At 64.2% G+C, this 26,386-nt stretch carries 25 protein-coding genes; 17 read left to right on the top strand and 8 right to left on the bottom strand.

Going from position 1 to position 26,386, the window contains the following annotated elements; all coding sequences use genetic code 11:
• Window positions 1-24 precede the first annotated feature (24 nt).
• Both CT676_RS34275 and CT676_RS34270 read left to right on the top strand, forming a co-directional pair.
• Entirely contained in the window at window positions 25-450 is a 426-nt protein-coding gene (locus CT676_RS34275) for a hypothetical protein (protein ID WP_085404551.1), read from the top strand.
• 105 nt (window positions 451-555) lie between these two features.
• Window positions 556-810: a hypothetical protein gene (locus CT676_RS34270; protein WP_135216299.1), complete on the top strand. Its 255-nt coding sequence runs from the start codon at window positions 556-558 to the stop codon at window positions 808-810.
• A 67-nt stretch (window positions 811-877) separates the two neighbouring features.
• Here the strand turns inward: CT676_RS34270 and CT676_RS34265 are convergent, their stop codons facing one another.
• Both CT676_RS34265 and CT676_RS34260 read right to left on the bottom strand, forming a co-directional pair.
• A complete protein-coding gene (locus tag CT676_RS34265; RefSeq protein WP_085404415.1) occupies window positions 878-1,777 on the bottom strand; it encodes a hypothetical protein in 900 nt (299 codons plus the stop codon).
• 32 nt (window positions 1,778-1,809) lie between these two features.
• Window positions 1,810-2,490 carry a GntR family transcriptional regulator gene (locus CT676_RS34260; RefSeq protein WP_135216298.1) on the bottom strand — a complete coding sequence of 227 codons (681 nt, stop codon included), beginning with the start codon at window positions 2,488-2,490 and terminating at the stop codon, window positions 1,810-1,812.
• A gap of 174 nt (window positions 2,491-2,664) precedes the next feature.
• Here CT676_RS34260 and CT676_RS34255 point away from each other — a divergent pair, with 174 nt between their 5' ends.
• The 4 genes from CT676_RS34255 (at window position 2,665) to CT676_RS34240 (ending at window position 7,509) form a co-directional block, all read left to right on the top strand.
• On the top strand, window positions 2,665-4,383 hold the full coding sequence (locus CT676_RS34255; protein ID WP_085404550.1) for an IlvD/Edd family dehydratase: 1,719 nt from the start codon (window positions 2,665-2,667) through the stop codon (window positions 4,381-4,383).
• Window positions 4,384-4,444: 61 nt separating this feature from the next.
• Complete coding sequence (locus tag CT676_RS34250; protein ID WP_063984777.1) at window positions 4,445-5,440, top strand: TRAP transporter substrate-binding protein; 996 nt, start codon at window positions 4,445-4,447, stop codon at window positions 5,438-5,440.
• 153 nt (window positions 5,441-5,593) lie between these two features.
• Entirely contained in the window at window positions 5,594-6,172 is a 579-nt protein-coding gene (locus CT676_RS34245; RefSeq protein WP_085404413.1) for a TRAP transporter small permease, read from the top strand.
• A complete protein-coding gene (locus tag CT676_RS34240; RefSeq protein ID WP_085404412.1) occupies window positions 6,169-7,509 on the top strand; it encodes a TRAP transporter large permease in 1,341 nt (446 codons plus the stop codon). The genes CT676_RS34245 and CT676_RS34240 overlap by 4 nt, the downstream gene beginning before the upstream one ends.
• 4 nt (window positions 7,510-7,513) lie before the next feature.
• Here the strand turns inward: CT676_RS34240 and CT676_RS34235 are convergent, their stop codons facing one another.
• On the bottom strand, window positions 7,514-8,083 hold the full coding sequence (locus CT676_RS34235; RefSeq protein ID WP_085404411.1) for a histidine phosphatase family protein: 570 nt from the start codon (window positions 8,081-8,083) through the stop codon (window positions 7,514-7,516).
• Window positions 8,080-8,874, bottom strand: coding sequence for an enoyl-CoA hydratase-related protein (locus CT676_RS34230; protein WP_085404549.1), 795 nt, complete (start codon window positions 8,872-8,874; stop codon window positions 8,080-8,082). Before CT676_RS34230 ends, CT676_RS34235 begins: the two co-directional genes overlap by 4 nt.
• A 227-nt stretch (window positions 8,875-9,101) precedes the next feature.
• Here CT676_RS34230 and CT676_RS34225 point away from each other — a divergent pair, with 227 nt between their 5' ends.
• Window positions 9,102-10,322 carry an FAD-dependent oxidoreductase gene (locus CT676_RS34225; RefSeq protein ID WP_085404410.1) on the top strand — a complete coding sequence of 407 codons (1,221 nt, stop codon included), beginning with the start codon at window positions 9,102-9,104 and terminating at the stop codon, window positions 10,320-10,322.
• On the opposite strand, the gene CT676_RS34220 is transcribed toward CT676_RS34225, so the two are convergent.
• The gene (locus tag CT676_RS34220; protein WP_135216297.1) at window positions 10,323-11,237 is read right to left on the bottom strand and encodes a ribokinase; all 915 of its coding nucleotides are present in this window, start codon (window positions 11,235-11,237) and stop codon (window positions 10,323-10,325) included.
• Between the two features lie 19 nt (window positions 11,238-11,256).
• Window positions 11,257-12,150 (bottom strand): sugar kinase, encoded by an 894-nt coding sequence (locus CT676_RS34215; RefSeq protein ID WP_014496984.1) that lies wholly within the window; start codon window positions 12,148-12,150, stop codon window positions 11,257-11,259.
• Between the two features lie 209 nt (window positions 12,151-12,359).
• Between CT676_RS34215 and CT676_RS34210 the strand changes: the two genes are divergently transcribed.
• The 10 genes from CT676_RS34210 to CT676_RS34160 all read left to right on the top strand — a co-directional run bounded on the left by CT676_RS34210 (window position 12,360) and on the right by CT676_RS34160 (window position 22,895).
• A complete protein-coding gene (locus CT676_RS34210) occupies window positions 12,360-13,208 on the top strand; it encodes a VOC family protein (protein ID WP_135216305.1) in 849 nt (282 codons plus the stop codon).
• 127 nt (window positions 13,209-13,335) lie between these two features.
• Window positions 13,336-14,091: a TetR/AcrR family transcriptional regulator gene (locus tag CT676_RS34205; RefSeq protein ID WP_193560924.1), complete on the top strand. Its 756-nt coding sequence runs from the start codon at window positions 13,336-13,338 to the stop codon at window positions 14,089-14,091.
• A gap of 321 nt (window positions 14,092-14,412) precedes the next feature.
• A complete protein-coding gene (locus tag CT676_RS34200; RefSeq protein WP_071915912.1) occupies window positions 14,413-15,222 on the top strand; it encodes an ABC transporter permease in 810 nt (269 codons plus the stop codon).
• Between the two features lie 62 nt (window positions 15,223-15,284).
• The gene (locus CT676_RS34195) at window positions 15,285-16,277 is read left to right on the top strand and encodes an ABC transporter substrate-binding protein (protein ID WP_085404408.1); all 993 of its coding nucleotides are present in this window, start codon (window positions 15,285-15,287) and stop codon (window positions 16,275-16,277) included.
• Window positions 16,274-17,122: an ABC transporter ATP-binding protein gene (locus CT676_RS34190; RefSeq protein WP_085404407.1), complete on the top strand. Its 849-nt coding sequence runs from the start codon at window positions 16,274-16,276 to the stop codon at window positions 17,120-17,122. The genes CT676_RS34195 and CT676_RS34190 overlap by 4 nt, the downstream gene beginning before the upstream one ends.
• Window positions 17,123-17,126: 4 nt before the next feature.
• Entirely contained in the window at window positions 17,127-18,515 is a 1,389-nt protein-coding gene (locus CT676_RS34185) for a hypothetical protein (RefSeq protein ID WP_085404406.1), read from the top strand.
• 5 nt (window positions 18,516-18,520) lie between these two features.
• Window positions 18,521-19,672 (top strand): Gfo/Idh/MocA family oxidoreductase, encoded by a 1,152-nt coding sequence (locus CT676_RS34180; RefSeq protein ID WP_085404405.1) that lies wholly within the window; start codon window positions 18,521-18,523, stop codon window positions 19,670-19,672.
• A gap of 136 nt (window positions 19,673-19,808) precedes the next feature.
• Window positions 19,809-20,999: a dihydrodipicolinate synthase family protein gene (locus CT676_RS34175; protein ID WP_085404404.1), complete on the top strand. Its 1,191-nt coding sequence runs from the start codon at window positions 19,809-19,811 to the stop codon at window positions 20,997-20,999.
• Window positions 20,999-21,862: a sugar phosphate isomerase/epimerase family protein gene (locus tag CT676_RS34170; RefSeq protein ID WP_085404403.1), complete on the top strand. Its 864-nt coding sequence runs from the start codon at window positions 20,999-21,001 to the stop codon at window positions 21,860-21,862. The genes CT676_RS34175 and CT676_RS34170 overlap by 1 nt, the downstream gene beginning before the upstream one ends.
• Window positions 21,863-22,649: 787 nt before the next feature.
• Window positions 22,650-22,895: a hypothetical protein gene (locus tag CT676_RS34160; protein ID WP_343287559.1), complete on the top strand. Its 246-nt coding sequence runs from the start codon at window positions 22,650-22,652 to the stop codon at window positions 22,893-22,895.
• Between the two features lie 166 nt (window positions 22,896-23,061).
• Here CT676_RS34160 and CT676_RS34155 read toward each other — a convergent pair whose 3' ends face one another.
• Together CT676_RS34155 and rocD are read right to left on the bottom strand one after the other, a co-directional pair.
• Window positions 23,062-24,591 carry a Spy/CpxP family protein refolding chaperone gene (locus CT676_RS34155; RefSeq protein WP_244623357.1) on the bottom strand — a complete coding sequence of 510 codons (1,530 nt, stop codon included), beginning with the start codon at window positions 24,589-24,591 and terminating at the stop codon, window positions 23,062-23,064.
• Between the two features lie 543 nt (window positions 24,592-25,134).
• Window positions 25,135-26,352 (bottom strand): ornithine--oxo-acid transaminase, encoded by a 1,218-nt coding sequence (gene rocD / locus CT676_RS34150; RefSeq protein ID WP_085404402.1) that lies wholly within the window; start codon window positions 26,350-26,352, stop codon window positions 25,135-25,137.
• Between the last annotated feature and the right edge of the window lie 34 nt (window positions 26,353-26,386).

The following is a 26,386-nucleotide window of genomic DNA, read 5'->3' as shown; positions in this document are numbered from 1 at the left end:
TCGACCCGAATGATCTTGCTGCGCATGAAAATCAAATTGTCAGTCGTCGCGATGCTCGCGACGATCGTACCGGGAGTCATGTCAGGATCGGCGCGAGCCGCAGCCCTCAGCGATGCCGAGGCGACGTTCCTTGACCAGCTCGTCACCGCATCGGTGGTGCTGGAGCAGCGATGCGACGGTTACGAGGTCGACGGCGCCGGCGGCGTTCAACTCGGCGCCCGGCTTCTCGGCAGCCCTGAGGCGGCGATGGCCATGATCGACGCCTATGCTGCAGCCATCAAGGCCCGCGACGGCGAGACCTACGATCCCGGTAAATTCCGCCCCGAGGTGCGTGAGGCGGCCGGCAAAACGTTCAGGCGCGTCCGGACGGACTTGATCAAGAACCCGACAAGGGGCTGCGCTGACTACGGCGATGCCAGCGTGGACCGCGGTTTGCTGAGGCGGTACTGAACGCGAACAAGCTCTGATTGAGAAGGACCTGTCACTCGCGTCATGCTATCGTCTGTTCCGGGACGTGCATTGCCGTCCCAGGCAACAAGAACAGGGAGGATGGCTATGAAGACGTTAGCGATGTCAGCGTTGATCCTTGCTACCTTGTCGATCGCGCCGGTGAGCGCCGCACCGATCGGTCCCGCGGCTCACCTGAACCCAAACCAAGGTCCGGGATGCTCGCTCTCCGGCGGCGCGGTTGCGAATTGCAAGAACGTCCTCAACTTCAAGTCCTACTACGAGTGCCGCAGTAACCGCATGGAGCGAGGCTGGACGGGCGTTGAGAGCGGCTACTACTGCCGGGCTCTCGACCTCAAATAAGAGCGCGGGTCAGTTCAGAATTTTGGGAGGCCGCCTGCGTTGGCGGCCTCTTCTATCGCGATGAGTGTCAGGCACGCATCCCGATCGCCGGACGAAATGGCGGGCCGTCCCAGGGCTGCGGTGCGGCGGCATAGCGGTCGAAGCGCATTGTGTGGCTGGCGAGCCCCTGGCTCAACACGCGCAGGCTGTTCGCATAGCCGAACATCGCTATGAGCGGTACCGTCGCATCGATCGCGACCGTGTCATCGTCGACGACCCTGGAGTGGGCGGTCCCACGCCGTGATGTCAGGTCGTCAACGATCGATTGTGCGAACGGCGTCGGTGTCACCACTTCGACCTTCATGATCGGCTCAAGCAAGACCGATTCTGCCGTTTGCAGCGCCCTGCGGAACGCGGCATTAGCCGCGATCTCGAAGGCGAGCGGTGAAGAATCGACGTCGTGATACTTGCCGTCGATCAGCTGGACCCTGACGTTCACCACCGGAAAGCCCGCAATCACGCCGCAGGCCAGTACGCTTTCGAGCCCTTTCTCGATCCCGGGCATATATTTGTTCGGTAGCGCATCCACACCAGTCTTGCGTTCAAGCTGGTATCCCGTGCCAGGCTCATTCGGCTCGATGGCAAGCTTGACGGCGGCAAACTCCCCCTTGGGCCCGTAGATCTTTTTGTGAGTGTATTCCGCCTCCGCACGTTTGGTCGGATGCTCGAGAAATGCCACCTGCAGGGCACCAATATTGACGGCTATTCCAGAGGTCCGGTTGAGGGCGTCGATCGCGCTCTCGATGCGGGTTTCGCTCGTTCCCTTCAGGATGATCTGAGCAGAGTCTTGATCGACCGACACGGCGAGCGCTCCGTCCTTGGCGGTGAGCTTCAAGAGCGCAGCAACGAGCTTCTCATGATCGGCCCTGGACTTCGCTTCGATGGCGACGTCAACAAGCAGGGGTGGCGTGCTCACATCATGCGGCATTGTAAGACCTGTAGCGTTGCCTTGGTCTAGCGTCAGCTCTCCTCACCCGCAATCCTCGTCAGATAATCCGACTTGCTGAACTGCATGTGATCCACACACAGCTGCGCCAACGCCCAGCTGTCGCGGCCCTTCAACAGCTCGATCATCAGCTCGTGTTGGCGCCGCGATTGCGCAAGTCCCTCGCGGTCGGCGAGGTTCTTGGCGCGCATCGGCAGCGTCAGGCTCATGTAGTCCTGGAGCGACCGCACCAGATAGGGATTGCCGCAGGCCGAGAACAGCGCGAGGTGAAAGGCGTCGTTGGCCTCGTGGATGCCGCGCAGATCCTGCACATCGGCCTTCGCGCAATATTGCCGTTGCAGTGCGGTCAGCTCGTCGATCAGGCCTTGCGGTGCGGGCAGGGGGATCATCAGCGCGGCCTGCCGGGTCAGCATCTCGCGGACCTCGTAGATCTGCCGGACTTCCTCGGCCGAGTAGAACCGCACGGTGGCGCCGACGTTCTTCTCGCGGCGGACGATGCCGCGGCGCTCGGCATCGACCAAGGCCTGCCGCACGAAGTGCCGGGAGGTGCCGTAGCGCGACATCAGCGCGTCTTCGGTGAGGCGCGCGCCCGGCGGCAGGCGGCCGAAGATGATGTCCTCTTCCAGCCGCGCGACGACATCGTCCGGATCGTCGCGCCGGACCGGCATGGCGTCTGCGGTGCGGATGTCGGACATGCCCTCAGCCTCCGGCTCATGCCGGTCCGCCTTGTGGAGCAGGGAGAACCCGGATTGTCAATAATTTGTGTCGGAAGGCGGTGTCTGGGGCAGAAAGCGCGACGATCTGGCCCAATCTTATTGACAATCAGGGGGCAGGCTGTAGCACAATGGCAAGCGAGAAGGAGCGGTATGATGACGAGTGGTTTGCGCAAGGGTCTGACGAGCTATGGCGATGCCGGCTTCTCGCTGTTCCTGCGCAAGGCGTTCATCAAGGCCATGGGCTATTCCGACGACGCGCTGGAGCGCCCGATCGTCGGCATCACCAACACCTATAGCGACTACAATCCCTGCCACGGCAACGTCCCCCAGATCATCGAGGCCGCCAAGCGCGGCGTGATGCTGTCGGGCGCGATGCCGTTCGTGTTTCCGACCATTTCGATCGCCGAGAGCTTTGCGCATCCGACCTCGATGTATCTGCGCAATCTGATGGCGATGGACACCGAGGAGATGATCCGGGCCCAGCCGATGGATTCGGTGATCGTGATCGGCGGCTGCGACAAGACCCTTCCTGCGCAGGTTATGGCCGCGATCAGTGCTGATTTGCCGACCGTCGTCATTCCCGTCGGTCCCATGGTGGTCGGCCATCACAAGGGCGAGGTGCTCGGTGCCTGCACCGATTGCCGCCGTCTCTGGGGCAAGTATCGCGCCGGCGAAATGGATGATGCCGAGATCGAGGAGGTCAATGGCCGCCTCGCGCCGTCGGTCGGCACCTGCATGGTGATGGGCACGGCCTCGACCATGGCCTGCATGATCGAAGCCATGGGTCTGTCGCTGCCGATGAGCGCGACGATTCCCGCGCCGCATGCCGAACGCTTTCGCCTTGCCGAAGCGAGCGGCAGGGTTGCCGCCGAGATGGCCAAGACCAAGGGGCCGAAGCCGAGCGAATTGCTGACGCCGGCGTCTTTCAAGAATGCGCAGGTCGTGCTCCAGGCGATCGGCGGCTCGACCAACGGCCTGATCCATTTGACGGCGATGGCGCACCGCTCGCCCCACCGCCTCGATCTCGAGGTGTTCGACCGGATTGGCCGCGAAGTGCCGGTGCTGGTCGACCTCAAGCCGTCGGGCGAACACTACATGGAGCATTTCCACCACGCCGGTGGCGTGCCGAAATTGCTGGCGCAGCTCGGCGATCTCGTCGATCTCGACGCGAAGACCATCAGCGGCCAGACGCTGCGCGATGTCGTCGCGAATGCGGAGGACGTGCCTGGCCAGGATGCGATCCGTCCGCGCGACAATCCAATCAAGAAGGAAGGGGGCCTTGCCGTCCTGCACGGCAATCTCGCCCCGCGCGGTGCCGTCATCAAGCAGTCGGCCGCGAGCCCCAAGCTGTTGCAGCACACCGGGCGCGCGGTGGTGTTCGAATCCGTCGAGGACATGACCTTGCGGGTCGACCATCCCGATCTCGACGTGAACTCCGACGACGTGCTGGTGCTGCGCAATGCCGGCCCCAAGGGCGCGCCGGGCATGCCGGAGGCGGGTTATCTGCCGATCCCGAAGAAGCTCGCGCGCGGCGGCACCAAGGATATGGTGCGCATTTCGGATGCGCGCATGAGCGGCACCGCGTTCGGCACCATCGTGCTTCACATCACGCCGGAATCCGCCGTCGGCGGACCGCTCGCGCTGGTGAAGAACGGCGACATGATCCGGCTGGATGTTGCCAAGCGCAGCATCGAGCTGCTGGTCGATGCCGCCGAGCTGGAGCGTCGGCGCACCGCATTGAAGCCGGCGGCAGCACCCGATGAGGCGCGGCGCGGCTACGCCTGGCTGTTCAACGAGACCATCATGCAGGCCGACGAGGGCTGCGACTTCGATTTCATGCAAAGGACTGGGAAGCAGACTGAGAAGGGGTGACGAACCACCCGAACGAGCGCTCAGACCGCACAAGCGGCGGGCGATAAAACAGGGGGAAACGATGATTGCACGATCCATGCGTGGGTTGGTGGCCATGGCCGCCGTACTTTTCGTCACCGGGGCCGGGGCACAGGAGGTGAAGCATTATCGCTTTGCCTACGATCAGCCGCGCAACACCGGCTATTCCATCGCGGGCGACCTCTTTGCCGACAAGCTCAAGGAATTGAGCAAGGGCACCATGATCATCGACCAGTATCCGGGCGCGCAGCTCGGGCAGGAGCCGCAGGTGCTCCAGCTCGTGAAGGCCGGCGACATCGAATTCGCCATCATCTCCTCGGCCAACACCGCGACGATTTCGCCGCAGGCCGGCGTGATGTCGCTGCACTTCCTGTTCCGCGACGAGAACCACGTGGTCAAGGGGCTGGCCGATCCCCGCGTGTTCGAAGCGCTCAAGACCATGATCGACGAGACCACGCAGGGCCTGCACGTGATTGCGACCGGTTCGCAAGGTGTGCGCCACATGTACTCCAAGAAGGAGATCCACAATGTCGGCGACATCAAGGGGCTGAAGATCCGCGTCCAGGCGACCGCGACCGAGGACATGATGTTCCCGGCCTACGGCGCCCAGACCGTGCACATGCCGTTCGGCAGCGTCTACACCAGCTTGCAAACCGGCGTCGTCGACGTCGCCGAGAACAGCATCAATGTCTACCTCGTCAACAAGCACTACGAGGTCGCCCCGGTCCTCAACATCACCGAGCACGAGGCCAACAACGCGCTGGTGTTCGTCTCCGACAAGCTCTGGCAGAGCCTATCGGCGGAGCAGAAGGGGTGGGTGCAGGCGGCGGCCAACGAGGTCAGCACGAAAGAGCCGCAGAAGGCGTTCGACCTCGAGCGCACCGCGGCCGACAAGCTGAAGAAGATGGGCGTGAAGATCGTCGACAACGTCGACAAGAAGAGCTTCACGGTGATCGCCGACCCCTATCTCGACAAGCTCGCCAAGGAGCTCGGCCCGCATGCCGAGAAGATCAAGAATTTGATCCGGTCGGTGAACTAGTTACAGCAAAGTCGTCATGCCCGGGCAGAAGCGCGAAGCGCGCCTTCGCGCCAAATGTCCCGGGCATCCACGTTCTTCCTTCGAGCCCGCACCAAGTGCGTGGATGACCGGGACAAGCCCGGCCATGACGGAAAGCTGCAGCCGGGAGCAACAATGTCCATCGCCGACAAACTGCTGGTGCAACGGCAACGCCACCTGAAATGGCGCTGGCTCGACTGGCTCGAGCTTGCGCTGATGGTCCTCTGCGGCGTGCTCTGCTTCGGCTTCTCGCTGTCGGTCACCGCCGACATCGTCACACGCACCATCGGCCACCCCTGGCTGTGGCTCCAGGAAGTCACCTCGACGCTGTTCATCTATGCGATCTTCGTCGGGACCGCGGTCGCGACCCGGCGCAACGATCACCTCTATCTCACCGCGATCTCCGAAGCGATGCACGGCACGGCGCGGCTGATCGTCGAAGTGATCATTCGTCTCGTCGTGCTCGGCGTCGCCTTCTGCCTGATCTGGTACGGCTATCAGAACTATCTTCGCGGCTTCGGCAGCTTTCGCTTGCCGTCGGGCACTCCGATCGCCTCGCTCTATGCGATCATCCCGCTGTCCGGCGTGCTGATCGGCCTGTTCACCATCGAGCAGCTCGTCAACGGCTTGCGCAACGGCTTTGACCATCACGAGCCGCCCGAAGAGGACGGAGCGCCCGTCATCACGGACGTGCAGATGAGGGCGCAGCCGTGAGCGCACCCGTTGTCCTGGCGTTGATGTCGATCTGCTTCCTGTCGTTCGGCTATCTCGGCGTGCCCGTGCCGTTCTCGCTGATGGCCGGCGTGTTCATTGGTGCGCTCCTCTCCGATGTCTCGCTGGCCGCGATCATCCAGAAGATATTTGATGGCGTGGACTCCGAGGCGTTGCTGGCAATCCCGTTCTTCCTGCTGGTCGGCGAGCTCATGAGCTCGGCCAACGTGGTGGTACGAATAGCCAACCTGTCAGTATCGCTGGTCGGACACATCAGGGGCGGGCTGTCGCAGGTCGTCGTTGTCTTCAGCATGTTCTTCTCGGAAATGTCGGGCTCGACCACTGCCGACGTCGCCGTGATGAGCCGTGCGCTGGGCGGCCCGATGAAACGCGAGGGCTACGAGCCCGCCTTCATTGCGGCGATCATCGCGTCCGCTTCGACCATCGCTGCACTGGTGCCGCCGAGCATTACGGCGGTGGTCTATGGCGCGGTCGGCAACGTCTCGATCGCCGGCCTGTTCATGGCGGGGGTGGTGCCCGGGCTGATGATCGGCTTCGGGTTGATGATCTATTGCTACTTCTTCGGCCCTTCCGGCCTGCGCAAGCCGCGCGCGCCGCTGCGGCAGGTGGTGTTCGCCGCGGGTGACGCCGCCCTGCCGCTGATGATCCCTGTCATTTTGCTCGGCGGCATCCTCACCGGCTGGTTCACGCCGACGGAAGCCGGCGTCGTTGCGGTGGTCTGGATTGTCGTCGTCGTGATCCCCGCGCTGAACCGCGGGCATATCAAAAAGATCCCATATGATTTCTGCCTTGCAGGCTTGATCTTCTCGCTGCCGCTGATCACGATCGGCGCTGCCAATGCCTTCGGCTGGATGCTCGCTTACTTACGCGGTGCGAGTTACATCGCCGACATGATCACCTCGATTGCCGGCAACGATCCGCATCTGATCATGCTGCTGATGGTGCTGCTCTTCACTGTGGTCGGTGACTTCATCGAGCCGGTGCCGACCATCATCATCTTCATGCCGCTGGTCAACGCGCTGACCGAGGCCGGCGACATCAACGCCGTGCACATGGGCGTGGTGCTGATCGCCACGCTCGCCTTTGGCCTGATCACGCCGCCATACGGCCTGGTGCTGCTGATGGCCTCGAAATTCGTCGGCATCAGTTTTGCCAAGGCCTTACGCGCCGCCTTGCCGATCTATGTGGTGTTCCTGGCCACGATCGCGTTCGCGATCTATTTCCCGAGCGTGGTGCTGTGGCTGCCGCAGAAAGTGCTGCCGGAATCGGTCGGCTGCTTCAAGTCGCTGGCGGGGACAGGCTACATCTGTCCTAAGTGACGAGCTACTCGACGCGCCATTGCCCGCCTTCACGGAGGTAGCGAAACGGCGTGCCGTGGCTGTTCTTGAAATAGCTGCCGCACAGTGACTTCGCAATTCCCTGCATCACCGCGTCGTGGCAGACGAACAGGAAATCGTCGTCAGGATGACGGTCGAGCCATGCGGAGACGCAAGCCAGCGACCGTTCCGTCATGGCGTCCCAGTTTTCGCCGTCGGCGGGGAGGATCGAGACGAGGCCCGTCGCCGAGTTGACGCCGTGCTTGATCATGAGGTCGCGGACGGGGAGGCCCTCAAAGCTTCCGAAATCGAACTCGATGATGCCGTCATCGATCGAGAGCGGCACCGAGATGGCGTCTGCGATGATCTCGGCCGTTCGTGCCGCGCGCACCAGCGGGCTCGCGACGATTCGGCTGATGCCGATCCCGCGCAACATGTCCGCGGCCTCGTGCGCCTGCGCAAGGCCGTCCGCGTTCAGCGGGTTGTCGGTTCGTCCCTGAAACAGCCCCTGCCTATTCCAGTCGGTCGCGCCGTGGCGCAGGCCGCAGAACGAGCGCGCCGGTGCCGGCACGCTCACTTGCCCTTGCTCGTGAATTTCTTCACGGCGGCGCGGAAATCCTCCGTATTCATCGCCATGATGATCTTGTGCTCCTCGGCATCGAGCTGCTGCTTCACCGGCGTGGTCGCGGCCTGGTAGACCAGCGACTTGGTGCCGGCGATCGCCGCCGGCGGATTCTGCGCCAGGCGCTCGGCGAGTTTTCGCGTGGCCGCCTTCAACTCCGCGGCGGGGACGACCTTCGCAACCAGGCCCCATTCATAGGCCTGCTGCGCGGTAAAATTGTCCTCCGACAGGAAGATCTGGAGCGCACGTCTCGATCCGACCGTACCGACGATCCCGACCGTCGAGCCGCCGTCCGGCGATACCCCGATCTTGGCATAGGCCGGCGTGAACTTGGCATCCTCCGCGGCGATGCAGAGATCGGTGACGAAGGCGAGGCCCATGCCGGCGCCGGCCGCCGAGCCGTGCACGCTGGACAGCGAGATCTTTGGCATGCGCCGGATGATCTCGATGAAGGCGTGATAATGCTTCAGCAGCTCGCCAACGACCGGCGTGACCGTGCCGGTTTCGGCCGCAGCGCCGATCGTCTGCAGATCGCCGCCGGCCGAGAAGGCGCGGCCTTCTCCTTCGAGCACGACGACCCTGATGTCGTCGGCGCCTTCGAGATAGGCCGCGAGCTGTTCGAGCTTCTGCGCGATTGCAAGGTTGACCGAGTTGAACGCGGCGGGGCGGTTGAGCGTGATGGTTGCGATCGGGCCGTCGATCCGCAGCAGGGCGGGATCGTCGGGTTTGGAGACGGGAGCTGGCATCTGGAATATCCCCGGCATGAGGTCGTTGCTGCAACTAAATCGCAGAAGGTCGGGGGTGACAATCCCCGCATGCCGCTCTTGCGCAGGACGGAATGATGGGCTCAAATGGGCCGCCTTCGTTTAGGAACGGACACGAGCGCCGGCTCCTCCTGGGCAAGCCAAGCCAATATCAGCGAGAGAGGAGACGACATGGGTGACGCTCGTGTCTCCGGAAATGGGCTGTTCCAATGACGGGTGGTCCGGTGATCATTGTCGGAGCCGGCCATGGCGGCTACCAGGTCGCGGCATCCCTGCGCCAGGCGGGCTTTTCCGACCGCGTCTGCCTGATCAACGACGAGGCGCATCTGCCCTATCAGCGGCCGCCGCTGTCCAAGGCCTATATCAAGGGCTCGGCCGGGCCGGAGAGCCTGATGTTCCGGCCGGAGAAATTCTACCAGGATCAGAAGATCGAGCTGATCGCAGGCCGCGCAGTGTCGATCGATCGCGCCGGCCACAAGGTGCATCTCGCATCCGGCGAGACGCTGCCTTACGGCCACCTCGTGCTGGCCACGGGCGCGCGCAACCGGCTGCTTGATTTGCCGAATGCGAATTTGCCCGACGTGAAATACTTACGCATCCTCGACGACAGCGAGGCGCTGCGGAAGATCATGCCGTCGAAGAAGCGCGCGGTGATCATCGGCGCCGGCTTCATCGGCCTGGAATTCGCGGCCACCGCGCGGATCAAGGGGCTCGAGGTCGACGTGCTCGAACTCGCCCCGCGCGTGATGGCGCGCGCGGTGACGGCGGAGGTCTCGGAGTATTTTCAGGCGCGGCATCGCGAGGCCGGCATCCGCATTCACCTCGGTGTGCAGGCAACCTCGATCGAGGCTGAGGGCGGCAAGGTCACCGGCGTTTCCTTGAGCGATGGAAGGCATCTGCCGGCCGACCTCGTCGTGGTCGGTGTCGGCGTGCTGCCGAACATCGAGCTTGCGGCGGAGGCGGGGCTTGCCGTCGCCGCCGGCATCATCGTCGACGAATATCTCTCGACGTCCGATCCTGGCATCTCCGCGATCGGCGACTGCGCGCTGTTCGCCAGTCCGCGCTTCGGCGGATCGCAGCGGCTGGAATCGGTGCAGAACGCCACCGATCACGCCCGCTGCCTCGCGGCGCGGCTGACCGGCGACCGCAAGGCCTACGACAGTCATCCCTGGTTCTGGAGCGACCAGGGCGACGACAAGCTCCAGATGGCGGGGCTGACCACCGGCTACGACCGCGTCGTGCTGCGTGGCGATCCCGAGAAGAAAGCGTTCTCGGCGTTCTGCTACAAGGGCGACAGACTGCTCGGCATCGAGTCGGTCAACCGTGCCGGCGACCACATGTTCGGCCGACGCCTGTTCGGACTGGAGCGCTCGATCACGCCGGAGCAGGCCGCGGACGAAGGCTTCGACCTGAAGAGCGCGCTGGCCTGATCAGCTGGCCTTGACGACCGCGGCGACTTCCGCGGCCGTCGGCATCGACGGCCCGGCGCCCATCCGCTGCACGCTGATCGAGGCGGCCGCGTTGGCGAAGGCGAGCGCGGCACGCAAGGACACGCCCTTCGCCAGCTGCGCCGCGAGCGCGCCGACGAAGCAATCGCCGGCGCCGGTGGTGTCGACCGCTTTCACCACGCGGCCGGGCACCGCGAATTCCTCGCGGCCGGCGAGCGCGAGCACGCCCCGCTTGCCGAGCGTCACGCAGATGATCTGGTCCTCGCGTGCCTGAAGTTGTCGCGCGACGTCGATGATTGTTGCGGCCTCGTCGCCGTCGGAGAGCTCCACGCCCGCGAGGAAGCCGAGCTCGGTCTCGTTCAGCACGAGGATGTCGACGAGCGCCAGCAGCTCGGCGGACATCTTTTGCGCCGGTGCCGGGTTGAGCAGCGTCGTGGCGCCGGCGCTACGGGCGCGCTGGAAGAAGGCGGCAATCGTCGGCAGCGGAATCTCGAACTGGCTGACGGCCACATCGCCCTTCGCCAGCGGAACGTTCGCGACATCGTCGGCGCTGACCAGCGCATTACTGCCGGGGATGACGACGATGGTGTTGTCGGAGGCCGCCACCGTGATGATCGCGGTGCCGCTATGCGTGTCGGCGTCCCGAACAGAGCCGAGCTCGATGCCCTGCGCACCGAGGAACATCCGCAACTCAGCGCCAAATGAATCCTTGCCAAGCCGGCCGATCAGCGTGGTCTTCACGCCGAGTCGCGACGCCGCGACGGCCTGGTTTGCACCTTTGCCGCCAGGAAAATACAGCACCTGCCGGCCGGCGACGGTCTCGCCGACTTTGGGGTGGCGATCGGCGGTCGCCACCACATCCATGTTGATGCTGCCGGCGATAAAGACGCGCCCCATGATATGCCCTTACAAAACCCTAGACCCTGACTTCGAACTCGTGCCTGACTTTGGCGATGTCCACAAGGGTCGGCAGCCCGGCCTCGTTGCCGAGGCGCTGGATCTTGAAGGTCGAGGCGGCGCGGGCAAAATCAAAATGCTCGCGCCAGCTTTTGCCGGGATGGGCGAGGTAGGAATAGACATAGGCGCCGTGGAAGACGTCGCCGGCGCCGTTGGTGTCGATCACGCGCTCGCGCGGGATCGGCATCGCCGGCATGACCTCGACCGCACCCGTTTCATTGTACCAGAGCAGACCCTTCTCACCCATGGTGACGCCGCCGATCTTGCAGCCGCGGCTCTTGAGGTAGTCGAGCATCTTCTCGGGCGTCAGGTCCATCTGCTCGCATAGGCGTTCGGCGACGATGGCGACGTCGATGAATGCGAGCAGCTCATGCGTGTTGGTGCGCAGGCCGCCGCCGTCGAGCGAGGTCAGGATGCCGGCCTCGCGGCAGACTTTTGCATAGTGGATCGCGGCATCGGGCTGATGGCCGTCGATGTGCAGGGCGCGGCAGCCGCCGAGATTGAGCATGGGGAACGGATGGATGTGCTCGTCGTCGCGGCAGCGGACGATGGCGCGCTTGCCGTCCTTGGGCATGATGAAGGACAGCGAGGACTGGTTCACCTTCCGCCCGTGCAGCGAGATCGCGTATTTCGCGCACATGTCCTGGAACATCCGCCCCAGCCAGTCATTGGCCGCCGTGGCGATGAGATCGGGCACGATGCCGAGCTTGGCGCAGCAGAACGCCGCCGTGACCGCGTTGCCGCCGAAGGAGACCGCGTAGTCGGTTGCCACGTGCTTTTCGTCGCCGGTCGGCATGTGGTCGGTGATGAAGACGACGTCGATATAGGTCTGACCGATAAAGAGAGCCTGCATTGGTTGTCCGTGATGCGCTGGGTGGTCCCGGCCGGCGGGCTTACTCTAACACCGGTTCCGCTCTGGGGACGCTGAAATTATTCGCAAATCTGCCGCCCGAGCGCTTGAGGTCGGCATGGGGCCGGAATACGACCATCACCGGTCCATGCCAAGCCCGGACAAACGCCGTCCTTCGGAATATGGTTCCAGGTCGATCAAAGGGGGGAATGATGATCACCGGCCTCGATCACATCGTTGCCCTGGTGAGCGATATCGGTGCGGCCAAGGCGGCGTATCAGACGCTGCTCGGGCGCGCGCCGGCCTGGCAGAATTCCGGCGAGGGCGCCGATCGCGTGCTGTTCACGCTTGCGAACGTGACGATCGAGCTGATGGCGCCGAGCGGCTTTAACGTTGCGGCGGACCGGATCCGCGCGCTGCTCGACGACCGCGAGGGCGTGCTCGCCAGCCTGTGCTTTCGTGTCGCAGACATGGGCAAGATGCACCGGCGGCTGGAGCGGGTGGCCTTGAGGCCTGATCCGGTCGCCGAGGTCGAAAGCAGCGACGTCGCGAGCGGCGCAGTCCTGCACTGGAAACGCACGCGTGCCGCGACCGAATTGACGCGCGGCGTGCGCATGTTCTTCCTCGAGCTCGCCGAGGAGCGGCCGCTGTCGACTGCGACCGACATCGCGCCGATCGATGGGCTCGACCACGTCGTGGTCACCACCGAGGATTCCGACCGCGCCGCTGCGCTCTATGGCGCGCGGCTCGGCCTTGATCTCGCACTGGACCGCTCGCACCAGGATTGGGGCCAGCTGATGTTCTTCCGCTGCGGCGACCTCATCGTCGAAGTGGTGCGCCGCCCCGTGGCGGGCGGGGATTCCGTGCATGACCGTCTCTGGGGCCTGAGCTGGCGGGTCGCCGACATCGACGCCACGCGCGCCCGCCTGCTCGCCGCCGGCCTCGACGTCACCGAGGTGCGCAACGGCCGCAAGCCGGGCACGCGGATCATGACGGTGCGGAATGGGACCTGCGGGATCCAGACGGTGCTGCTGGAGCGCTCGCCGAAGCCGGCGGATTGAGGGGGCGGCCTCCCGTTCGTCATTGCGAGGAGCTCTTGCGACGAAGCAATCCAGGCTGTCTTCGCGGTGGCAGTCTGGATTGCTTCGCTGCGCTCGCAATGACGAAACTATGCGGCGGGCCTCGCGCATGATAAATGCGATCTGGACGATCACCCAGCGGGCACCCGGTTTGGCGAAAGCAACGGCAAAGCGAACTCTGAAATGGCAGCGCGACCCCGAGGGGATGCGGCTGCGCATTCTCGAGGCTGCCAAGCAGGAATTCTCCACCCACGGGCTCGCGGGCGCGCGTGTCGACCGCATCGCGGCGAAGGCCGGCGCCAACAAGCGCATGCTCTACTATCACGTCGGCAACAAGGACGAGCTCTATCTCGCGGTGCTCGAAGGCGCCTATGACAAGATCCGCAGCGAGGAGCGGGGGCTGGATCTCGAGCATCTCGATCCGCCCGAAGCGATCCGGCGCCTGATCGAGTTCACCTGGAACTACTTCCTGCGCAACCCGGAATTCCTGTCGCTGCTCCAGACCGAGAACCTCGCGCGCGCAAAGCACCTCAAGCGCTCGACCAAGGTCAAGTCGATGCACTCGCCCTTCGTCGAGATGATCCGCACCGTGGTGCTGCGCGGCGTCGACAGCGGCGACTTCCAGGTCGCGGTCGATCCGGTGCAGCTCTACATCTCGATCGCGGGGCTCTGCTTCTTCTATCTCTCCAATTCGGCCACGTTGAGCGTGATCTTCGGCCGCGACCTGCTGGACAAGAAAGCCAAGGACGAACGGCTTTCGCACATGGTCGGCCTCGTGCTGGCCGCGCTGACGGGCCGATCGACCGCGCTGTTCGAGATCGCCAAGGCGCCGAAGTCGCGCAGCGCGGTCGCGCAGACGGTTTAGCGGCCTAGTCCGCGCGTTGGCGGACCAATCGTCCGTCGTTTCCTCAATCTCCGCCGTCATTGCCCGCGAAGGCGGGCAATCCAGTATTCCAGAGACGGTTGAGATTGAACCGAGAAGCCGCGGCGTACTGGATTCCCCGCCTTCGCGGGGAATGACACCGAGGGTGAGGCGGTCTCGTGCCCCGGACGTAGCGCAGCAGCACGTCTGGGACACGAGAGGAGGCCAGGAACCGGCACAAAACGTCACAGGGAAAGCTCTGGACAGTATTTATCCAACGAGTTAATTTCTCCCCCGAACGAAGAAGAATGCCGGGAGTGAGACGTGGCTGAGTTGAAGCCGCAAGGTGCGGTATCCAAGATGCTGAATGCGGCCTGGGTCCGGCCGTTTTTGTTCCTGGTTTTCATCGTCGTCGCCTGGGACCTCGCAATCCGGCTGTTCAAAATTCCCGCCTATCAGATCCCGGCGCCGGCCGACGTCGTCGCGGTGCTGCGCACCGAATGGCCGGAACTGCTGCGCCAGTCCTGGCCGACCACCTATGCCACCGTCTGCGGCTTCCTGCTGTCGGCGCTGTTCGGCATTCCCGTCGCGATGCTGATCGCGGGCTCGAAGACGGTGGAGAGCTATGTCTATCCGCTGCTGGTGTTCTCGCAATCCGTGCCGAAGATCGCGATCGCGCCGCTGTTCGTGGTCTGGTTTGGCTTCGGCATCATTCCCAAAGTGATTTCAGCCTTCCTGCTCGGTTTCTTCCCGGTGGTGGTCTCCGCCGTGCAGGGCTTCAAATCGGTCGATCCTGATATGGTCGATCTCGCCCGCGCCATGCAGGGCAGCCGGTTCCGGGTTTTCCTCGCGGTGAACCTGCCGCATGCGCTGCCGGCGATCTTCTCAGGCCTCAAAGTGTCGGTGACGCTTGCCGTGGTCGGCGCCGTCGTCGGCGAGTTCGTCGGCTCCAATTCCGGCATCGGCTACGTGATGCAGCGCTCGATCGGCACGTTCGATCTGCCGACGATGTTCGCGGCGCTGGTGATCCTGGCGCTGCTCGGCGTGATCCTGTTCTGGATCGTGGACCGGATCGAGAAGCTGGTCATTCCCTGGCATGTCAGCCAGCGTGAAGACGTGATTTTCGCCTCGTAACAAAAACTAAGGCAACGAACGGCCATCAACGGCCGACGCAACAAGGGCAAGGGAGAGAAACGATGAAGCGGTGGATAGGAGCTGTCTCGGCTGCGCTGATGGTGTTTGCGGCGATGCCCGCGCAGGCCGCCGACAAGGTCGTGCTGATGCTGAACTGGTACGTCTATGGCGAGCACGCGCCGTTCTATTACGGCAAAGCCAAGGGCATTTACGCGGCCGAAGGCATCGACCTCGAAATCCAGGAAGGCCGCGGCTCGGCTGCGACCACGCAGGCCGTGGCCGCCAAGACCGCCGATTTCGGCTATGTCGACGTCCCCACCATGATGCGCGCCGCGATCAAGGGCGCACCTGTCGTCGCGACCGGCGTGCTGCTCCAGACCAGCCCGATGTCCGCCATGGGCTTTGCCGACAAGAACATCAAGAAGCCGGAGGACATCAAGGGCAAGACGGTGGCGATCACGCCGGCCGATTCCATGACCCAGATCTGGCCGCTGTTCCTGAAGAAGACCGGCCTGAAGGAAAGCGACTTCCAGACCGTTGCCGGCGACGGCCAGACCAAGCTCAACGCCGTCATCAACGGCCAGGCCGATCTGTTGCTCGGCTACGTCATGGACCAGTCGATGAAGATCAAGGACGCCACCGGCAAGGACGTCTATCCGATCAAGTTCGCTGACTACGGCATCAACATGGTCTCCTCGGGCATCATCGCCAACGCCGACTATGTGAAGGCCAATGCCGATCTCGTCCGCCGTTTCATGTCGGCGACGACCAAGGCGGTCGAAGCCGCCGAGAAGGAGCCGAAAGCGGCTGCGCAATCGATCCTCGATGCCAACCCCAAGGGCGGCAAGATCGACACCCTGACGCAGGGCTTTGAGCTGACCATTCCGCTCTACCGGACCGCGGAGACCAAGAGCAAGCGGCCGTTCCAGGTCACCGACCAGAACATGACGGACTCCGTCAATCTGATGGTCGAATATGGCGGACTGGATGCCAAGGCCAAGGAGAACCCGAAGGCCTTCTACACCAACGATTATCTGCCGAAGAGCGGATCGTGAAGCAAGCCGCAGTCGTGAGCGAAATCGTGCAGCACGCCGCGCATCTGAGACTGGTGAGCGACCGGGCTGCCGGCGATGCGTCGGGCATCAAACTGTCCGGCGTGTCGAAAACCTACCGGACGCGCGACGGCGACGTGCCGTCGCTGCGTCCGCTCGACTTCCACATCAATGACGGCGAGTTCTTCGTCGTGGTCGGCCCAAGCGGCTGCGGCAAGTCCACGCTACTCAAGCTGATCTCGGGGTTGCTGCCGCCGACATCAGGCGAGGTCCTGGTCGAGGGTGAGAAGGTGACGAAGCCGCACGGCAATGTCGGCATCGTCTTCCAGAACGCGCTGCTGCTGCCCTGGCGCAACATCCTCGCGAACGTGATGCTGCCGATCGACATGAAGCGGCTGCCGCGACAACACTATCTCGATCGCGCCAAGGCGCTGTTGAAGCTGGTCGGCCTCGAAGGTTTCGAGAAGAAGCTGCCCTGGCAGCTCTCGGGCGGCATGCAGCAGCGCGCCTCGATCTGTCGCGCGTTGGTGCACGATCCCAAGATCATGCTGATGGACGAGCCGTTCGGCGCACTCGACGCGTTGACGCGCGAGCGCATGAATGTCGAGCTGATGCGGATCCAGCGCGAGACTAGGAAGACGGTGCTCCTGATCACGCATTCGATTCCCGAGGCCGTGTTCCTCGCCGACCGCGTGCTGGTCATGACCGAGCGGCCCGGCGCGATCGCGGCGATCTACGACGTGCCGCTGCCGCGCCCGCGCTCGCTCGATGTAATGGCCGATCCTGTCTTCACCGAGCTCGTGCAACGCATCCGCAGGCATTTTTTCTCGCAAGGTTCGCTGGATTAAAGTCATGGCGCCGCGCCTGAAGCTGCGAGACATCGCGTTCTTTGAACGTCCCGTGCATTTTGCGCGGCCGTTCCGCTTTGGCGCGATCACCATCAATGCAACGCCGCAGCTGTTCGTGCGGGTCGAGATCGAGGTCGAGGGCAGCGGGAATGCGGTCGGCGCCAGTGCCGAGCTGCTGGTGCCAAAATGGTTCGACAAGCGGCCGGAGCTGTCGCCGGCGCAGACGGTCGACGGCCTGCGGCGTTCGCTGGAAATTGCGCGGGGCCTTTATCTTGCGCGGACTGGATTCTTGACGGCGTTCGATCTGCATGCCTCGTGCATCGGTGCCCAGGTCGCGACTTGTGCAAAGAAGAATATTCCAGCGCTTGCGGCGGCTTATGGCCCGGCGGAGATCGACAAGGCGATCCTCGACGCACTGCTCCGCGCAGGCGAGACCAACTTTTTCGACGGGATGGCCGGCAACATTGCCGGCATCGATGCACGGCTTTCGCCGGACCTCAAGGAAGCGGACCTCACGGCGTTTCTCGCCGGCCGGAAGCCGCTGCCGCGCGTTGCCATCAGGCACACCGTGGGCCTCGACGATACCGTCGAAGGTGAGGGCGGTGTTGCCGATGCACGCGAGAACGCCGGTGCGTATTACTTCAAGCTGAAACTGTCGGGCGATCCCGCTGCCGATGCAGGACGGCTGGCGCGGATCGGCAAGGAACTCGACACGCTCGGGCGCGACTACAAGGTGACGCTCGACGCGAACGAGCAGTACGCCGATCTTGCCGCACTACAGGCACTGATGGATCGGCTTGATCGTGATTCCGCGCTGCGCCCGATCGCCTCGCGCTTGCTCTATGTCGAACAGCCGATGCCGCGAGACATCACCCGGCAATGCCCGCTCGGCTCGCTCGCCGCGCACGGCTTCATCATCGACGAGGCCGACGATTCCTACGATGCCTTCCCGGCGGCGCGTGCGCGCGGCTATTGCGGCATTTCCTCGAAGTCCTGCAAGGGCCTCTACAAATCCATCGTCAACGCGACGCGCGCGTCGAAATGGAGCGCGGGCGGCGCGCGGTTCTTCGTGACGGGCGAGGACCTGACCTGCCAGGCCGGCCTTGCCGTGCAGCAGGATCTCGCGCTCGGCGCCTTCATCGGCGTCACCCATGCGGAGCGCAACGGCCATCACTATGTCGACGGATTTGGCGAGACGCCGACCGCTGAAGCGCAGGCTTTCGCGCTCGCCCATCCCGATCTCTACGCCGATGCCGGGCAGGGCATCCGCCTCTCCATTCAAAACGGCGATCTCCTGACGGGATCGCTCCATGCAACGGGCTTTGCGACGTCGGTCCATCCGGACTGGTCGGCGCTCCGCCCGCTCGAACAGCCAAAATCACCTTGGGAGTAATTGGCATGACCACCCAACGCCTCGGCCTCATCATGAACGGCGTTACCGGCCGCATGGGTCTCAACCAGCATCTGATCCGCTCGATCGTCGCGATTCGCGAGCAGGGCGGCGTCCGGCTGAAGAACGGCGACCGCGTGATGCCCGATCCGATCCTGGTCGGCCGCAGCGCCGACAAGGTCGAAGCCCTCGCCAAGCGCTACAACATCACGCGCTGGACCACCGATCTCGATGCTGCGCTCGCGGACAAGAACGACACCATGTTCTTCGACGCCGCGACCACGCAGGCGCGGCCCGGTCTGCTGACCCAGGCCATCAACGCCGGCAAGCACGTCTATTGCGAGAAGCCGATCGCGACGAATTTCGAGGAGGCGCTCGAGGTCGTCAAGCTCGCCAACGCAAAGGGCGTCAAGCATGGCACGGTGCAGGACAAGCTGTTCCTGCCGGGCCTGAAGAAGATCGCCTTCCTGCGCGACTCCGGCTTCTTCGGCCGCATCCTCTCGGTGCGCGGCGAATTCGGCTATTGGGTGTTCGAAGGCGGCTGGCAGGAGGCGCAGCGGCCGTCCTGGAACTACCGCGACGAGGACGGCGGCGGCATCATCCTCGACATGGTCTGCCACTGGCGCTACGTGCTCGACAACCTGTTCGGCAACGTCCAGAGCGTGGTCTGCATCGGCAACACCGACATCCCCGAGCGTTTTGACGAGCAGGGCAAGAAGTACAAGGCGACCGCGGATGATTCCGCCTACGCGACCTTCCAGCTCGAGGGCGGCGTCATCGCGCACATCAACATGTCCTGGGTGACGCGCGTCTATCGCGACGACCTCGTCACCTTCCAGGTCGACGGCACACACGGCTCGGCGGTCGCGGGCCTGTCGGATTGCATGATCCAGGCGCGGCAGGCAACGCCCCGGCCGGTGTGGAATCCCGACGAGAAGCGGCTGCACGACTTCTACGGCGACTGGCAGAAGCTGCCTGACAACGTCACCTACGACAACGGCTTCAAGGAGCAGTGGGAGATGTTCATCCGCCACGTCTACGAGGACGCGCCCTACAAGTTCACGCTGCTCGAAGGCGTCAAGGGCGTGCAACTCGCCGAATGCGCGCTGAAGAGCTGGAAGGAGCGGCGCTGGATCGACGTCGCCCCGATCGAGGCCTGAGGTCAGTTGGATAAGCCGCGATGTTTACCAAGCCGTCATTGCGAGCGAAGCGAAGCAATCCAGAGTCCCTCCGCGGCGACGGTCTGGATTGCTTCGTCGCTTCGCTCCTCGCAATGACGGGGAGAGGTCTGAAATCATGAACAAACCCGTCCAACCAATGTCGTCATTGTCGCTCAAGCTCCCGAAAGCGGATCGTTCGATCGAGACCTACCGGCTCGCGGCGTCGCGAACGTTCCCCGCGAAGCTCGAAGGACCTTTGAACCGCATCGCGTTCTCGGCCGTGCACACGGTTGTCGATCCCTTTGCGGACAACGATCCCTGGCTCTCGGCTGCCATCGACTGGGACAAGACCATCGCCTTCCGCGAGCATGTCTGGGACCTCGGCCTCGGCGTCGCCGAAGCCATGGACACCGCGCAGCGTGGGATGGGGCTGGACTGGCCGACCTCGCTGGAGCTGATCACACGTTCGGTCGGTGCCGCCAAGCGGCGCAATGCGCTGGTGTTCTCCGGCGCAGGTACGGATCATCTTGCGGTCGAGGATGCCAAGAGCCTCGACGACGTCATTCGCGCCTATGAGGAGCAGCTCTCGGCCGTCGAGAAGGTCGGCGGCCGCATCATCCTGATGGCGTCGCGTGCTCTCGCAAAACTCGGCCGCAGCGCCGACGATTACGCCAAGGTCTACAACCGCGTGCTGTCGCAGGTCCGCGAGCCCGTGATCATCCACTGGCTCGGCGATATGTTCGATCCCGCTCTGACCGGATATTGGGGCACCAAGGACCTGGACAAGGCGATGGACGTTGCGGTGGCCATCATCAACAACAACGCGGCCAAGGTTGACGGCGTCAAGGTTTCGCTACTCGACAAGCAGCGCGAGATCGACATGCGCAGGCGCCTGGACAAGCGCATCAAGATGTACACCGGCGACGATTTCAACTACGCGGAGCTAATCGCCGGCGACGACCAGGGCTTTTCGCACGCACTGCTCGGCATCTTCGATGCCATCGCGCCGGCTGCCTCTTATGCGTTGTCACGCCTCGCGGCAGGCGACGAGGCCGGCTTCCACGACGTGCTGGGGCCGACCGTGCCGCTGTCGCGTCATATCTTCAAGGCGCCGACGCGCTTCTACAAGACCGGCGTGGTGTTCATGGCCTATCTCAACGGCCACCAGGATCATTTCACCATGGTCGGGGGACAGGAGAGCGCGCGCTCGATGCTGCATCTGGCCGAGCTGTTCCGCCTCGCCGATCAGGCCGGGCTGCTGGCCAACCCCGAACTGGCGACCCGTCGCATGAAAACAGTGCTGGCCTCTCACGGGCTGGACTCCTGATGCGCGATTTTTCGTCCGACCATCGCTGGCTGTCGCTCAACACGGCGACGGTCCGCAAGCAGGGTGACCTCGTCGAGATCATCGACGCCTGTGCGAAGCATGGCATCCGCGCCATCGACCCCTGGCGCGATCAGGTCGCTGCCGTCGGTCTCGACCGCGCCGCACGCGCGGTGCGCGACGCCGGCCTCGAGCTGTCGGGCTATTGCCGCGGCGGCATGTTCACCTCGGACGCATCGCGTCGCGGCGAAGTGCGCGACGACAACCGCCGCTGCGTCGACGAAGCCAAGGCGCTGGGCGCGCCCTGCATCGTTCTCGTCGTCGGCGGTCTGCCGCAATATTCGCGGCCGGGCAGCGAGGCGTCCAAGGACATCGTCGCAGCGCGCGGTCAGGTCGAGGAGGCTCTCGCCGAGATGCTCGACTATGCCAGACAGGCAAAGCTGCCGCTGGCGATCGAGCCCTTGCATCCGGCCTACGCTGCCGACCGCGCCTGCGTGAACACGACGAAACAGGCGCTCGACATCTGCGATCGGCTCGACCCGGGCCGCAGCGGCATGCTTGGCGTCGCGCTCGACGTCTATCACATCTGGTGGGATCCGGAGCTGATGGCCCAGATCGCGCGTGCCGGCAAGGATCGCCTGCTGGCCTTCCATGTCTGCGACTGGCTGGTGCCGACCAGGGACATCCTCAACGACCGCGGCATGATGGGCGACGGCGTGATCGACATCAAATCGGCGCGCGCCGCTGTCGAAGCGCAAGGCTATGCCGGTTATTCGGAGATCGAGATCTTCTCCAACGACTGGTGGAGCAAGCCGATGGACGAGGTGCTGCGCACGTGCATTACGCGGCACAGGACGGTGGTCTAGCTCCCACGCGCGCTGTCCTCACGGGCTTGCGACTTGTTGCCGCGTGTTGAAGCGCGCCTTCCCCTTCACGGCACCGAAGCGGCGGGCTCGCTCAGCGAGCCGGTTGGAGTACCACCAACGAGAGGTGGACAGCCGTCAGCTTTCAGGCAGAATGATATCATCCCGATGCCGCAGCCTCGCCACGGTCTGCGCCAGATCGGATGCGGTAATCAGTGGCATCAACGATCGGCAGGCACGGCGGATGTACCCACGCCTGATGATCTTGAATGGCCCCGGCGCGCAATCGTCGGGGCCATTGTTGTGATCGGCGGGGCAAGGCTAGCGACTTTTGCCGGAGGCCCCGGCGTGTTCCAGCCCCAGGCCCGTTCTATTGCGGCAATAAGGAAAGACCGCCCGAAGGCGGTCTTGCAGTCCAATGTGCCGGGCCAAAATAGTTTCGGGATCAAACCTTGTCCGGCCCGGTCTAATCGCCAGCTAACCACTATCCCGGGAAGGCCGCTGACAATTAAGATTTCAGTCCTGAAATGGAATGCACCAGCGACTTGGGAACCCGTCGTCCGACGCGAGTCTTGTTGCGTGCCTGCGTACAGCGCTGGCCGAAGGGGCTACGGCGCTGAGAACTTCGACTAGCTCTCAGGCTGGAGCTGCTCACGTCGGTGAAAAGTCAGACGATTGCGCTATCATCGATTGACCGTCAAACACCGGACTATCACTCGTCAATTCAATCTGCGAAATTGTGACAACATAAGTGCGCTTGTAAACAAGCTGGCGCGAAGGGAGGTTCGCAGTGGAGGCAGTGGAGAGAGTGCAGCGCTTGCGTGCGATGAGTTCGCTGTGCCGCCAACAGGCCGCGTACAACAGCATGAACAAATGGAAGCTGCTCGCAGAAGCAGAATACTGGGACCACCTGGCCGATCTTGAGTTGTCTGCTCACTCCCAGCAATGCAGCGCCATCAGCTCGGATGAGAAAGAGCGGCCTCAAGCGATCCCAACCGCGACTGACGCTGGACCGAAGACGATTTCCGTCGCGTGAGGTCAAGGCGAGGCGGTTGTTTGCATTCCGTGCCACCGCATTTCTCACAGAGAGAAGCGGCCCGGACACGTATGTTCTGGCCGAACTGTGGAGCAGGGCGATGATGGCACCCCGCGTCGCTCGGCCGCTGCGCACATTGCAACGAGGGAATGCGACGCTGCTGCCGTCACGGGCCTGCGAGCTGTTGCAGCGTGTTGAAGCGCGCCTTCTGCTCGCTGCTCAGCGTGGCATAGAACTCGTCCAGGGCGGGCTCGACCAGCTTGGCGGCCTGAAGCATGGCCTCGAGCCGGTGCTGCATCGCCTCTAGTCGTCCGACCGGCGTCAGCGGTACATCGTTCGGACAGGCCGCCTGTAGGCCCTCAACGCCCTTCGCCGTCGCCTCGCCGAGGCGGTCGAGCGCTTCCTTCTGCTTGCCCGCGGGGTGGAGGACAGCCTCGATCCTCTGGATCGGCAACTGGGTCAGGCCGGACTTCGGATCGCCGCAGCCTTCGGCACTGGCTTCCTGGGCATTGGCTTCCTGCTGCCGAGGCGAGCGGTCGCCGATTTTGGGGCCGAGCGCGTTGAAGCGGGCCTGCTGCTCGTCACTGAGCGAGTTGTAAAAAGTCTCCAGTGCCGGTCGCACGATCTTGACAGCATCCAGTGTCGCGCTGACGCGGTTCATCATCGCCCGCAAGCGGCCAGGCGGCGTCAGTGCATATGTCTCTGCGCAGGAGTCCTTGAAAACACCGGCGGCGTTGGCCGCCGCGGTCTTCAACGCGTCGAGCAGCGCGCGTTGCTCCGCCGTCGGCCGCACTGCCCGCGTGATATCGTCAAGCGGCCAAGCGGTGACGCCCTTGTCCGGTGTGCCGCACAATTGCTGCAGCGTTTGCGGGCTCACGCTGGCGCGCTGGCGCGCGCGGGTGCCGCCGCCGGCTTGCGGATAGTCATTCGGGTTGGTGCTGGCATAGGCGGAATAGGGGCTGTCATCGCCCCAGAACATGGTGTCGACGAAGTCGTCATACGCGTACGCCCAATAGCCGGGCTCGTAGGCATAGGACCAGAACGTGTAGTCAAAAATGTCGGAATAGGCGTAAGGCCAGAACACGGGCCCAAGCCATGCCACGAACACCGCGGGATGGCGGTGTCGCCAGGCCTGCCGGGGAGCCCAGCCGCTGTGGCGGGCGACGAGGGCCGCCTGGGTTTGTCCGGCCGCCCGCTCGCGGAAGTGCGCGGCAAACCGCCCGCGCGCGGCGGCCGCCGCTGCAACTGATGCAGCGGGGGCCTGCAGCCCCAGCCTCTGCTGGCGCGCCAGATCGATTTGCTGCGCCCGTTGCTCGTGCTGCAGCAGACGGTTCTGCGCCTGCAGCGCGCGTTCTTGTGCGCGTTGCGCGCGTGCGCCGTCCGGCTTTTGCGACTGCAACGTCTGCACACGCTGCTGGAGGCGATCGATGCGGGTCTGGCGCTCCGCGGTCTGGCGCGACAGCATCTCGCGCTGTCCCTGCTCGACGTGCTGCTCACGCTGTTGTACGCGCTGCTCGCGCTCCAGCAGCCTATTCTGCGACTGCAGCAATCGCTGCTGCTCGCGTTGCGCTCCCGCGCCTTCCGGCTTTTGCGACTGCAATGTCTGCACACGCTGTTGCAAGCGGTCGATGCGGCCCTGGCGTTCCGAGGCTTGGCGCGACAGCGTCTCGCGCGGCCGTTCCGGCCGCTCGCTCACGGCCGGCGGCGCGCTGGGGTGTGAGGGGGCGGCAATATGCGGCGTCGGCGGCGGTGCCATCGCCGGACGTTGCGGAGCTGCCGGCGCGCGATGGAATTCAGGTCGCGGTGCCGCCACGTGCGGGGCAGCTCGCTGCGGTGGTGCCGCGAAGTGCGGGGCCGGGCGCGGTGGCGGTGAGGCCATGCGAGGCGCCGGACTCGGCGCCATGGCCGGTCGCTGCGGCATGGCCGGAGGATGAAATGCCGGCGCAGCGGGACGCGCCATCGCAGGTGGCGCCGCCGGTCGGGCCATCGCAGGCGGCGCTGCCGGTCGGGCAGCCGCTCCCGGCGGCCCACCCCGACCATGATGGTCCTGGGCGGACGCACCGACGCTCGCCGTGAGCATCGACACACCGACCAAAAACGCCGAAAGGCACACGGCACGCGGAAGCATGATCGCAACTCCACGCTCGTCCCAGTCGCCCGGAACCGTTCAACGCGCAGGTGGCGAAATCGTTCGTTGTTGACTGCCCGCGGCCTTGCGGTCTTCCGACGCAGGCAGAGCTCAGGCGAAATCCTGCGTCAGGGTGGCAGCGATTCTCTCCAAGGCCCAATCAACCTGGTCACTGGTAATCACCAGCGGCGGGGCGAAGCGGATCGTGTGCTCGTGGGTATCCTTGGCGAGGATGCCTTCGGTCTGCAGAGCCTCACAGTAGCGGCGCGCACGGCCGGCTTCAGGGTTGAGCTCGACCGCCAGCATCAGCCCGCGTCCGCGCACGTCGCGCACCGTGTTGGCGCGGATGCTTCTGAGGCCTTTCAGGAAGCGCTCACCTTGCACCGCAGCGTTCTCGATCATCCCTTCCTCGACGAGAACGCGGAGCGCCGCCCGCGCCACCGCGCAGGCGAGCGGATTGCCACCGAATGTTGAGCCATGCTGACCTGGTTTCAGCGTGCCGAGGACCTCGTTGTTGGAAAGCACGGCCGAGACGGGATAGAAACCGCCGGACAAAGCTTTGCCGAGCAGCGTCACATCCGCCTCGATGCCCTCGTGCTGTTCCGCAAGCAGCTTGCCGGTGCGGCCGAGTCCAGTCTGGATCTCGTCGAGGATCAGCATCACGTCGTGCGCCGTGCAGAGCTCGCGCACCCCCGTGAAATAGCCTGCCGGTGGAATGATGACTCCGGCTTCGCCCTGGATGGGTTCGACCAGGAAGGCGACGGTGTTCGGCGTGATTGCGTCTTCCAGCGCGGCGAGATCGCCGAACGGAATGATTTTGAAGCCCGGCGCAAAGGGGCCGAAATGTTCGCGCGTGGCCGCGTCGGTCGAGAAGCCGACGATGCCGAGGGTGCGTCCATGGAAATTGTTGGCGCAGACGATGATCTCGGCTTGCCCGTCGGGCACCCCCTTCACCTCATAGCCCCATTTGCGCACGGACTTGATCGCGCTCTCAACGGCTTCGGCTCCGCTGTTCATCGGCAGCACCTTGTGAGAGCCGGTGAGTTCCGCGATCTCCTCGTAGAAGGGAGCGAGCTGGTCGTTGTGGAATGCACGCGAGGTCAGGGTCAATCGGCCGGCCTGCTCGACCATGGCGGCCAGGATTTTCGGGTGGCAATGGCCCTGGTTGACCGCCGAATAGGCGGAGAGGCAATCCAGATATCGGTTGCCCTGGGTGTCCCAAACGAAAACGCCTTCGCCGCGCGACAGGACAACGCCAAGCGGCTCGTAATTGCGGGCGCCGAAGCGCGCCTCCCTCGAGATGAAATCAGCGACTGGCGGACTACTCATTCGTCACTCCAGCTCACGTGTCTTACGCATTCTA

The organism is Bradyrhizobium sp. MOS001 (assembly GCF_004634465.1).
Taxonomy (GTDB): Bacteria; Pseudomonadota; Alphaproteobacteria; order Rhizobiales; family Xanthobacteraceae; genus Bradyrhizobium; species Bradyrhizobium barranii.
The sequence above is the reverse complement of the archived record's forward strand: the minus strand, read 5'-3'. Positions and strand labels throughout refer to the sequence as shown.